This window comes from Cellulomonas sp. IC4_254, from assembly GCF_011603975.1.
In the GTDB taxonomy this organism is placed as follows: domain Bacteria; phylum Actinomycetota; class Actinomycetes; order Actinomycetales; family Cellulomonadaceae; genus Cellulomonas.
In genome coordinates this window covers 1-10,490 of record NZ_JAANNB010000141.1, presented here as the reverse complement: position 1 = coordinate 10,490, position 10,490 = coordinate 1, and the positions used below count along the sequence as shown (strand labels likewise).

The 10,490-nt window shown below is 76.0% G+C and carries 13 protein-coding genes and 1 tRNA gene; 4 read left to right on the top strand and 10 right to left on the bottom strand.

Translation table 11 applies throughout. The features are described from left to right. The first annotated feature begins 195 nt into the window (after positions 1-195). Together G6556_RS13525 and G6556_RS13520 are read left to right on the top strand one after the other, a co-directional pair. On the top strand, positions 196-591 hold the full coding sequence (locus G6556_RS13525; RefSeq protein ID WP_166942287.1) for a YchJ family protein: 396 nt from the start codon (positions 196-198) through the stop codon (positions 589-591). 99 nt (positions 592-690) lie between these two features. Next, positions 691-2,559 carry a glycoside hydrolase family 6 protein gene (locus tag G6556_RS13520; RefSeq protein ID WP_166942284.1) on the top strand — a complete coding sequence of 623 codons (1,869 nt, stop codon included), beginning with the start codon at positions 691-693 and terminating at the stop codon, positions 2,557-2,559. A gap of 23 nt (positions 2,560-2,582) precedes the next feature. Here the strand turns inward: G6556_RS13520 and G6556_RS13515 are convergent. The 5 genes from G6556_RS13515 to G6556_RS13495 form a co-directional block, all read right to left on the bottom strand. Next, positions 2,583-2,673: transfer RNA gene (locus G6556_RS13515), tRNA-Ser, on the bottom strand. Positions 2,674-2,818: 145 nt separating this feature from the next. After that, positions 2,819-3,550, bottom strand: a complete 732-nt coding sequence (locus G6556_RS13510; RefSeq protein ID WP_166942281.1) for a DUF3800 domain-containing protein — start codon at positions 3,548-3,550, stop codon at positions 2,819-2,821. A gap of 127 nt (positions 3,551-3,677) precedes the next feature. Further along, positions 3,678-4,514: a nucleotidyltransferase domain-containing protein gene (locus G6556_RS13505; protein ID WP_166942278.1), complete on the bottom strand. Its 837-nt coding sequence runs from the start codon at positions 4,512-4,514 to the stop codon at positions 3,678-3,680. Between the two features lie 57 nt (positions 4,515-4,571). Next, on the bottom strand, positions 4,572-5,375 hold the full coding sequence (locus G6556_RS13500) for an SDR family oxidoreductase (protein ID WP_166942275.1): 804 nt from the start codon (positions 5,373-5,375) through the stop codon (positions 4,572-4,574). A 24-nt stretch (positions 5,376-5,399) separates the two neighbouring features. Then, positions 5,400-6,089, bottom strand: coding sequence for an NUDIX domain-containing protein (locus G6556_RS13495; RefSeq protein ID WP_166942272.1), 690 nt, complete (start codon positions 6,087-6,089; stop codon positions 5,400-5,402). A gap of 57 nt (positions 6,090-6,146) precedes the next feature. On the opposite strand from G6556_RS13495, the gene G6556_RS13490 reads away from it, so the two are divergent. Then, entirely contained in the window at positions 6,147-7,217 is a 1,071-nt protein-coding gene (locus tag G6556_RS13490) for an SPFH domain-containing protein (RefSeq protein ID WP_346774895.1), read from the top strand. A gap of 2 nt (positions 7,218-7,219) precedes the next feature. Continuing rightward, the gene (locus G6556_RS13485) at positions 7,220-8,110 is read left to right on the top strand and encodes an NAD(+)/NADH kinase (protein WP_166942269.1); all 891 of its coding nucleotides are present in this window, start codon (positions 7,220-7,222) and stop codon (positions 8,108-8,110) included. A 3-nt stretch (positions 8,111-8,113) separates the two neighbouring features. On the opposite strand, the gene G6556_RS13480 is transcribed toward G6556_RS13485, so the two are convergent. From G6556_RS13480 to G6556_RS13460, 5 genes are all read right to left on the bottom strand, one after another. Beyond that, positions 8,114-8,530: a PIN domain-containing protein gene (locus tag G6556_RS13480; RefSeq protein ID WP_346774894.1), complete on the bottom strand. Its 417-nt coding sequence runs from the start codon at positions 8,528-8,530 to the stop codon at positions 8,114-8,116. Positions 8,531-8,565: 35 nt separating this feature from the next. Then, positions 8,566-9,216, bottom strand: coding sequence for an ATP/GTP-binding protein (locus G6556_RS13475; RefSeq protein ID WP_166942263.1), 651 nt, complete (start codon positions 9,214-9,216; stop codon positions 8,566-8,568). Next, positions 9,197-9,571: a DUF742 domain-containing protein gene (locus G6556_RS13470; protein WP_166942260.1), complete on the bottom strand. Its 375-nt coding sequence runs from the start codon at positions 9,569-9,571 to the stop codon at positions 9,197-9,199. Before G6556_RS13470 ends, G6556_RS13475 begins: the two co-directional genes overlap by 20 nt. Positions 9,572-9,579: 8 nt before the next feature. Next, positions 9,580-10,029, bottom strand: a complete 450-nt coding sequence (locus tag G6556_RS13465; protein WP_147794822.1) for a roadblock/LC7 domain-containing protein — start codon at positions 10,027-10,029, stop codon at positions 9,580-9,582. A gap of 49 nt (positions 10,030-10,078) precedes the next feature. Continuing rightward, the coding region (locus G6556_RS13460) for a hypothetical protein (RefSeq protein WP_205693465.1) at positions 10,079-10,490 on the bottom strand (412 nt) is incomplete at its 5' end.

Sequence of the window (10,490 nt, the reverse complement as noted above, 5' to 3'; positions counted from 1 at the left end):
GCGGCTCCGGCGTGCTCGGGGCGGACGACCTGCCCCGGACCGGCGCCGACAGCCTCCCGCTGGCGGTGCTGGCGCTCGGCCTGGCCGGCGCGGGCGTCGCGCTGCGCGCCGCGGCGGTGCGGCGCGCGCGGGTCCGGGTGCCGGTGCGGGCACGGGCACGCGGCGTGCGGCGCTGAGCCGCCCGATACTGGGACCGTGCCGACCCCGACCCGCTGCCCCTGCCTGAGCGGCCTGCCCTACGCCGAGTGCTGCGGCCCGCTGCACCGCGGCGAGCGCACCGCCCCGACCGCCGAGGCGCTGATGCGGTCCCGGTACAGCGCGTTCGCCGTCGGGGACGCGGACTACCTCCGGGCGACCTGGCACCCCTCGACCCGCCCCGCGGACCTCGACCTCGACCCGGCGACGCGCTGGCTGCGCCTGGACGTGCTCGCCACCAGCGCGGGCGGGCCGTTCGACACCACGGGCACCGTCGAGTTCCGGGCCACCTACCGCGACCCGGGCGACGGGCGCGGGTCGCTGCACGAGGTCAGCCGGTTCGTCCGGGAGGACGGCCGGTGGTCCTACGTCGACGGGTCGGTGTCGCCGGGGTGAGCGCGGGGGGTCCGGCGCGGTTCACCCGCACCGACGGCACCACGAGCCCGTGGCCCCGTCGATGGGAGGGGAAAGCCGTTCCCCGACGAGGACCCCGCCATGCCCCGCGCCACCCGCACGCCCGCCGCCCGACCGACCGCCCCGTGGTCCCGGACGCTGGCCGCCGCCGTGCACACGGCGACCGCCGCGCTCCTGGTGGTGGTCGCGCTGGCACCCGCGGCGTCGGCCGCCGACACCCCGGTGGCCTCGTCCGGGACGGCGTCGACCACCGGCTCCGTCGCCGCCTCCGACCGGCTCACGAGCGGGCAGGCGCTCGGCGCGGGGGCCTCCCTCGCGGCGGTTGGCAGCACGCACACCCTGGCCGTCAGTGCCGACGGTGACGTCACGGTGCGGCTCGGCACCGGGCCGGTGCTGTGGCACACCGGGACCGCCGGCAACCCCGGCGCGCGCCTCGTCCAGCAGGCGTCGGGCGCGCTCGAGGTGCGCTCCGCGTCGGGCACGCTGCTCTGGACGACGGGCGCGGCCTCGCCCGGCGCACGGTCGATCATCAAGCCGGACGGGGTCGTCTACACGGTGGACACCGCGGGGCGGCTGGTCTGGAAGTCGACCTCCGACGGCCCGGCGCTGCGCGTGACCCCCGCCGACCGCCTCCCCTCGGGCGGCCTGCTCCTCGGGGGCGAGTCGATCGCGACCGGCGACGTCCGGCTGACGATGGGCCCCGACGGCGACCTGGTGCTGACCCGCGCCGGCGCCGTCGCCTGGCGCACCGGCACGACCACCCGCGGCTCCTCGGCCCGGGTCACCACCGCCGGCGACCTCCAGGTGGTCTCCCCCGGCGGCGCGGTGCTGTGGTCGGCGGGCGCGGCGTCCCCGGGCGCGCGCCTGGTGGTCAAGGACCACGCGCGGGCCTACCTCATCTCGACCGCCGGGGCGAGCGTGTGGTCCACGCCGGTGCCGGTGGTCGAGAAGGTGCCGGCCGTCGTCGGCCTGCCGCTGCCCGCGGCGCTCCCGGTGGTGTCCCGGCCCGGCTCCGGCTCCGGCGGCTCCACCACGGACGCCGGCGCGGGCGAGCGGGTGTACCGCACCGTCCTGTCCGCCGCCCCGCAGTACGCCGACCCCGGGTCCGACGTGGCCCGCGCCGCGGCCGCCGCCCGCACCGAGGGCCGCACCGACGACGCCGCCCTGCTGGACAAGGCCGCGAGCGGCGGGTCCGCGCGCTGGCTCGGCCCCGCCGACGGCACCACCGCCGTGCGCTCCTACGCCGCCGCTGCGACCGCCGCCGGGCGCACGCCGGTGTTCGTCACCTACGCGATCCCGGACCGGGACTGCGGCTCGTACTCGGCGGGCGGGTTCGCGACCGGTGCCGAGTACCGCGCCTGGGTCGACGCCGTCGCCGCCGGCCTGCGGGGCTCGCGGGCCGTCGTCGTCGTCGAGCCGGACGCGCTCCTGCACCTCGACCGGTGCGGCGACCGCGACCAGCGGCTCGACCTGCTCCGCGCGTCCGTCGAGGCGTACCGCGCCGCCGGGGCCGAGGTGTACCTCGACGCGGCGAGCAGCAACAGCTTCGGGTGGAGCGCCGACCAGCTCCGCGACATGGCGCTCCGGCTCCGCGCGGCCGGGGTCGACCGCGCCGCCGGCTTCTCCGTCAACGTGTCGAACTTCCAGCGCAGCACGCACGAGGTCGCCTACGGCACGTACCTGTCGGCGCTGCTCGGCGGGAAGGCGTTCGTCGTCGACACCTCGCGCAACGGCGCAGGCCCGCTGGCCGGGCCGGACGGCACGGTCTGGTGCAACCCGGAGGGCCGGGCGCTCGGCGCGGCGCCCCACGCCACCGGCACCGGGCCGCACGTGGCGGACCTGTGGATCAAGACCGTGGGCCGGTCGGACGGCACCTGCAACGGCGGGCCCGTGGCGGGCACGTACTGGGAGGACTACACGCTGGGCCTGGCGTCCCGCGCCGCCTGGTGACACGGGGCCGGCGCCGGCCGGGGCGGAGGGCGTGGGATTCGAACCCACGAGGACGCCTTTCGACGCCCCAACGGTTTTCAAGACCGTCGCTTTCGGCCGCTCAGCCAGCCCTCCCACGAACGCGGCGACCCTACCAGCGGCGACCTGCACGAGATGGGGTGGCGGACGCCCCTCCGCGGTCGCTACGGTGAAGGGGCAGGACGCCGACAGGCCTCCCGCCTTGCCTTGAGCCCCGTCGACGGACGGGGCTCTCGTGCGTCTACGGCCGCCAGCAGTGCTCGTGCTCGACGACAGGCTCGACGTGCGACCAGATCAGGTCGTTGACGGCCTGTGCCCGCTCGTCGCTCTCCACGTGGACGAAGCGGCGCCGGTACAGGAACGTCACCAGGTCCGCCGCCTGGAGCAGGCGTGAGTGGTGCGAGGGTGCGAAGTGGATCGTGTCGAGGAGCCGGGGCAGCGTGCTGCTGCGGTAGCCCGGGGTGCCCTCGGTCCGGAAGCCACGGAAGTTCGTCCGGTGCCGCTCGCTGTTGTGCACCTCGTCGGCGAGCACCAGGGCATGTGCGCCCCGCACGCCCGAGGCGGTGTCGATCCGCTCCAGCAGGTGCCCCAGGGCGACCTCGTGCGGCGGGTGCGGCTGCGCGTACCGGAGCCGCTGGCGCGCCACGTCGATGCCCCGCAGGATCACCAGCGCCCCGGACTCCCCGATCACCCGCATCGCCCCGGCGTAGAGGTCGATCCGCACCCGTAGCGGCACGCGGCGCCAGGACCCCGCGCCCTGGAACATCGGATAGCCGTGGAGCTCCGTACGCACCCCGAGGCCGAACCGGCCGTCGTATCGTGCGAGCAGGGCGTCGAAGCCCGACTCGATCCGTGTCACCGCTGCCCCGTCAGCGACGACCGCACCGAGGCAGAACCAGTCGGGAGAGTACGACTCGTCCACGTAGGCGAGCAGCAGACCCGACGGCTTCCTGCGATCGGTTCCTCGCTGCATCCGCCCCGCTCCTCGTGCCGGACCGGGTCGCGCCCCGGACACCGTCGTCCAGGTGGATTCTGCCGTCGGCGCCGGCCTGGGTGGCCACTCAGGGGTACCCACTCAGCGGCACCCACCCAGCCCCTGCTCAGCGGGCGGGCGCGACGGCCACGTTCGCCAGCCCCAGCAGGCCGAGCAGGAACGCGTCCGCCCGGGCGAGCGCGTCGTCACGGTCCCGCGCATCGCCGGCCGGCACGCGGCGGGCCGCATCGGCCTCCGCGAGCGTGAGCTCCGACTCGACGAACGCCAGGAGCACTCCGGGCACCGGCGCGTGCCCGATCTCGCGCGTGCGCGCCTTCCTCGCGACCAGGTCCTCGATCTCGCGCACCGCCGCCGCGGGCAGGTCGGCCCCGGCGACGAGCGCCGCGACGTCCATCGGCGGGACGGCGACGTCCGGGTGCAGCCGCAGCCAGCGCAGGCACAGCGCCGGCCGCAGCGCGTAGAAGAACTTCTTGAGCCGGCCGCTGCTCGCGAGGAGGGCCAGGTTGTTGCGCGCGACGTGCCGGTAGTGCCGGACCAGGCCGGCGCGGTCCAGGACGTCGTCGGCGAGCGCGAGCAGCCCCGCCGCGACGGCCTCGTCCCCGCGGTAGACGATCGGCGAGCGCAGCCACTCCCCGACGGTCGCGTTGCCGCGCAGCATCAGCCCGAGCGCCTTGCGCACGTCCCAGCCGTTGACGTCGTACACGTGGTCGAGCGGCGTCTCGATGACGTCCCGGCGCCGGCGGAGGGCGACGTAGTCCGCTGCCGGCTGCACGTACAGGAACCGGCCGTCGTAGTCGCTGTCCGGCGACGGGAAGCCCCACGCCCGGCTGCCGCTCTCGATCGCCCAGAGGATGCGGACGCCGTGGTCGGCCTCGACCCCGTCGAGGCGCGCGTCGATCTGCCGGACGACGTCCGGGTCGAGGGTCGGGGGGATGCTGCGCACGAGCCGCGACGCTAGCGGGGCCGCGGCGGTCGGGGCGAGGCAATTCCCCGACCGGCCTCAGGGCAGGATCGCGTCCACGTACCCGCCGTCCACCCGCAGGGCGCCGCCGGTCGTCGCGGACGCGAGCGGCGACGCCAGGTACACCACGAGATTCGCGATCTCCTCCGGCTCGATCAGCCGCTGCAGCAGGGACTGCGGCCGGTGCCGCCGCATGAACTCGCGCTGCGCCTCGTCCCACGGCAGGTCCCGGTCGACGAGCGAGTAGACGAAGTCCTCGACGCCGCCGGTGTGCGTCGGCCCGGCGATGACCGAGTTGACCGTGACCCCGGTGCCGGCGGCCTCCTTGGCGAAGCCCCGGGACACGGCGAGCAGCGCGGTCTTGGACATGCCGTAGTGGATCATCTCGGCCGGGATGACGACCGCCGAGTCGGAGGCGATGCTGAGCACCCGGCCCCAGCCGCGGCCGGTCATGCCCGGCAGGTAGGCGCGGGTGAGCCGGACCGCGGCGAGGACGTTGACCTCGAAGTACCGGCGCCACTCGTCGTCGGTGATCTCCAGCGCCGGGCGCGACTCGAAGATGCCGAGGTTGTTGACCAGCACGTCGACGTCGGGGACGACCGCGCGGACCGCCTCGGCGCCCGCGTCGGTGCTGACGTCGCCCGGTGCCGCGACGAACGAGCCGGGGCGGTCACCGTGCTCCTCGGACAGCCGGGCCACGGCGGCGTCGACGGACCCCGCGGTGCGGCCGTTGACGGCGACGCGCGCGCCGGCGCGGGCGAGCCCCGCGGCGATCGCGGCGCCGATACCCTGGGTGGAGCCGGTGACGAGCGCCGTGCGTCCGGTGAGGTCGAGCTGCGTCATGTCCCGACCGTAGGCCGAGGTCGCTCAGTCCCGCGAGAGCGGTGGCGCGATCGTGGTCGCCGGACCCGGGCGGTAGACCGTCGCCGGCCGGCCGCGGCCCTCGGTGCGGCGCTCGCCGGTGTCGACCAGCAGGTCCGGCACGGAGGTGACCTTGCGGTGGAAGTTGCGGGGGTCGAGCGGCCGGCCCCAGACCGCCTCGTAGACCGCACGGAGCTCGGCGACGGTGAACCGCTCGGCGCAGAACGCCGTCGCCAGCGGGGAGTACTCGAGCTTGGCGCGGGCGCGCTCGACGCCGTCGGCCAGGATCCGGGCGTGGTCGAACGCGAGGTCCGGGCCGGCGACCTCCTCGACCGGCACCCAGGCGGCGGCCGCGGCGTCGGTGCCGGCGGTGGGCTCGGGCAGGTCGGGGGCGAGCACGAGGTGCGCGACGGAGACGACGCGCATGCGCGGGTCCCGGTCGGGCGCGCCGTACGTGCCGAGCTGCTCCAGGTGCCCCGCCGCCTGGTGCACGCCGGTCTCCTCGGCGAGCTCGCGCGCGGCGGCCTCGTGCAGGTCCTCGTCAGGGTGGACGAAGCCCCCTGGCAGCGCCCACGCCCCGCGCCACGGGTCCTCCCCGCGCCGGACGAGGAGCACGTGCAGCCGGCCGTGCCGCACGGTGAGCACGACCAGGTCGACGGTGACGGCGAACCGCGGCCAGTCGTCGGGTGCGTCCATGCGGGCGATCCTATCTCGTCAGGTTGACGACAAACGGCGGCGCGGCTTATCGTCGTCGTGACGAGAAAGACCGAGGAGGACCCGATGGCCACCATCACCCGCTACCCGTTCCTGCGGCACCTGCGCTCGGCGCCGACCGCGCACGTGGTCCAGCTGCACGGCGGGGCGCTGCGCCGCTCCGGCGCCGGCCTGGCCTTCTGGTTCCGGCCGCTGAGCGCCGTGCTGTCGGAGGTCCCGCTCGACGACCGCGAGCTGCCGCTCGTCGCGCACGCCCGCACGGCCGACCTCCAGGAGGTCACCGTGCAGGTCACGGTGTCGTACCGGTTCACCGACCCGGAGCTCGCGGCCACCCGCCTCGACCTGTCGATCTCGCCGAGCACCGGCGCGTGGAACGGCAACCCGCTGGAGCAGGTGGCGCACCTGCTCGGCGAGCTCACCGCCGGGCACGTCATGGACGCGCTCGCCGGCGTGACGCTGCGCGAGGCGATCTCCTCGGGCGCCGGCCCCCTGCGGGAGCAGGTCACCGCGGCGCTGCTCGCCGACGTCCGGGTGCACGCCACCGGTATCACCGTGCTCGGCGCCCGGGTCCGGTCGGTCCGCGCGGACGCCGACCTGGAGCGCGCGCTGCAGACCCCGGCTCGGGAGGCCGCCCAGGCCGAGGCCGACCGGTCGACGTACGAGCGCCGGGCGCTGGCCGTCGACCGCGAGCGGGCGATCGCCGAGAACGAGCTGGGCAACCGGATCGAGCTCGCCGGCCGGGAGCAGCAGCTCGTGCTGCAGGAGGGCACCAACGCCCGCGCCCGCGCCGAGGAGGCCGCCGCGGCCGCCCTGGTCGAGGCCCGGGCCCGCGCCGAGCGCCAGGGCGTGCTCGCCGCCGCCGACGCGGACGCCGCCCGGCTGCGGGGCGAGGCCGAGGCCGCCGCCGAGGGCGCCCGGCTCGCCGCCTACGCCGAGGTGCCGCAGGGGGTGCTGCTCGCGCTGGCCGCGAAGGAGCTCGCGGCGCACCTGCCGCAGGTCGGGCAGCTGACGCTGACCCCGGACGTGCTGACCGGCGCGCTGACGGCGCTGGCCGGGCGCGGCACGGCGGGCGCCCCGGCGACCCAGGCCGCGCGCACCGGGGGCGAGTGACCGTGGCCCTCGCCCCCCGCGCGGTGGTCGTGCACCGGCGCAGCGAGCTCGACGAGCTCGTCGACCGGCACGGCACCCGCGGCCAGGTGGAGTTCTTCCTCCGCACCCGCGGCCGGACGCTGGCCGAGGTGCAGGAGCGGCACGACGCCCTGGCGGACGCGCTCGCCCGCACCCGGGCCGCGATCCCGGTCGACTGGCGGCGCGGGGAGGTCGAGCGGGCGGACCTGCACCGGTTCGCGTTCGACCCCGAGGACGTGGTGCTGGTGGTCGGCCCGGACGGGCTCGTCGCCAACACCGCCAAGTACGTCGGCGGCCAGCCCGTCGTCGGCGTCGACCCGGAGCCCGGGCGGAACCCCGGCGTCCTGGTCCGGCACCGCGCCGCGACGGTCCCCGCCGTGCTCGCCGCGGTGGCCGCCGGCCGGGCGCGGGTCGAGCAGCGGGCGCTCGTGCGGGCGACGGTGGACGACGGGACGCGGCTCGACGCGCTGAACGACGTGTTCGTCGGGCACCGCTCGCACCAGTCCGCGCGCTACCGGCTGCGCGTCGCCGACGCGGTGGAGCGGCAGTCGTCCTCCGGGCTGGTCGTCGCGTCCGGCACCGGCGCGACCGGGTGGGCGGCCTCGCTGGCCCGGGGCCGGGCGGACGCTCCCCCGCTGCCGGCGCCGGGCGCGGCGACGCTGGCCTGGTTCGTCCGCGAGGCGTGGCCGTCGCCGACCACCGGGGCCGACCTGACCGCCGGGCTGCTGGAGCCCGGTGCGCGGCTGGAGGTGCTGGTCGAGTCGGACGCGCTGGTGGTGTTCGGCGACGGCCTCGAGGCCGACCGGCTCACCGCGACGTGGGGCCAGACGGTCACGCTCGACGTCTCGGAGCGCCGCCTGCACCTGGTGCTCTGACGGTCAGGCGGCGGCGTCCCACCAGCGGTCCGGCAGACCCGGGGACACGACCGACAGGCCGTGGATCGCGGCCACCGAGGCCAGCCGCACGTCGTACGACGCGAACCCCGTCACGTCCGGGTGCGCCAGCGCGACGCCGAGGTGCAGGGACGCGAACGGCGACAGCACCGCCGTCGTCATCGCGGCGGCGCCGACCGCCTGGTCCGAGAACCGGACGACCTCCAGCCGCTCCGCGGCGGCGTGGACGCGCGCGCGGACGTGCGCCGGCGCCGTGGCGGCCGCGTGGCGCAGCTCGCTCAGGGACAGCGGCGTGACGAGGAGTTCCGGCTCGTGCTGCTCCGCCCACCGCTGCCAGTCCACCGAGTGGTCCGGGAACGGCAGGTAGCGCAGGAGCGCCGAGCCGTCGGCGTAGACCCGCACGCCCCGCACTGTAGCGGGGCGCGCGGGTCGTCAGCTCACGCCGCGGAGCTGCGCAGCCGCTCCATGGCGAGCTGCACGAGCTGGATCAGCGTCTGCTTGGTGGCGGTGCGGGACCGCGCGTCGGTGTAGAGCACCGGCACGTGCGCCGGGATCGCGAGCGCCTCGCGCACGTCCTCCAGGCGGTGCTTGGCCACGCCGTCGAAGCAGTTGACGCCCACGACGAACGGGATGCCGCGCGACTCGAAGTAGTCGACGGCCGGGAAGCACTGGTCGAGCCGGTCGGTGTCGACGAGCACGACGGCACCGATCGCGCCGCGCACCAGGTCGTCCCACATGAAGAGGAACCGGTCCTGGCCCGGGGTGCCGAACAGGTACAGCCACAGCGAGCCGGGCAGCGCGATGCGCCCGAAGTCCATGGCGACCGTGGTCGACGTCTTGCGCTCGGACTGGCCGCCGGCGTCGTCGATGCCGACCGAGTGCTCGGTCATCGCGGCCTCGGTGTTGAGCGGCTCGATGTCGGAGATCGACCCGATGAAGGTCGTCTTGCCGACGGCGAAGCCGCCCGCGACGACGATCTTGACGACGGTGGGCGCGGCACCCATCTCGCCGGCGTCGCCGGCGGGGCGGGCGGTGGGCACGGCAGCGGCCTGGCCGGTGGCCACGGCGTCAGAGGGCGGAAATGCCATTGAGAACACTCTCCAGGACGCTCAGGGACAGGGCGGGCGACTGACCGGTGGTGGTCTCGACCGGCGTGGACGAGTGCACGCGCACGTAGCCCGCGTCGGCCAGGTCGGACACGACGACGCGCGTCACGCCCAGGGGCAGGTGCAGCAGCGCGGACAGCTCGGCGACGGAGATGTAGCCGTGCGACGCGTGCTGCAGGATCGCCCGCTTCTCGGGCGTGAGGCCCTGGCCCGAGACGCCGGCGGGCAGCATCTCCACCAGCGCCTCGAGGGGGTAGTCGGACCGCTCGGACCGCACCCGGCCGCCGGTGAGGGCGTACGGGCGGACGGTCCTGGTCTCGAACTCGCTCTCGCTCATCGGCTACCTCACACGGTGGGAGCGCGCGTGGCGCCGTCGACGGGCAGGCTGCCGCGCATCTCGGTGATGAGCTGCGGGGTGAGCGTGGCCTCGGTCCGCGAGACGAGCATCGCCATCTCGTAGCCGATGAGGCCCACGTCGCAGGTGGCGTCGGCGACGACCGCGAGGACGGAGCCGTTCGACACGCTCATCAGGAAGAGGAACAGGTTGTCCATCTCCACGATCGCCTGCCGCACGTCACCGGCGCGGAGCTGGCGCGCCGCCCCCCGGGTCAGGCTCGACATGCCGGCGACGATCGCCGCGAGCTGGTCGCCGCTGGTGCGGTCGAGCTGCTCGGACATCGCCATGAGCAGGCCGTCGGCCGACACCACCAGCGTGTGCCGGGTGCCGGGCACGGTCCGGACGAAGTTGTCCAGGAGCCAGCCGAAGTTGGCTGCCTCGGTGCTGAGGGTGGTCACACATCCTCCTGACGTGATGCAGGCGCGGGTGCGGCTGCGGGGACGGGTGTCACCATGACGGCGACGGCGGGACGGGCTGGGAGTCGGACTCGGTGCGGGGCTGCTCCGGCTCGGCGCCGGACCGGCCCGCGTCGGCGTCGCCGAGGGCACGACGCCCCCGACGGCTGCCGGACTGAAAGCTCGACAGGCGGTCGCGCAGGCTGTCGGCGTCACGCGCCGGCGCCGGACCCGACTCGGGCTGCGAGATCTCGGGAGCGGCCGGGATCGCCGTCGGCACCCGGCGGGTGAGCGAGCCACCGGCCGGCACGTCGACCTTGGGCCGGTACGAGGACAGCTGGCTGAGCTCGCTCAACGCCTGCTCCTGGATGTCGGCCCGCAGGGCGAGCATCTGCGCCGCCTCCGCGTCGAGCGCGCCGGGCCGGCGGGGCTCGTCGGCCGCGGGCGCCGCCGCGGCGGCGGGC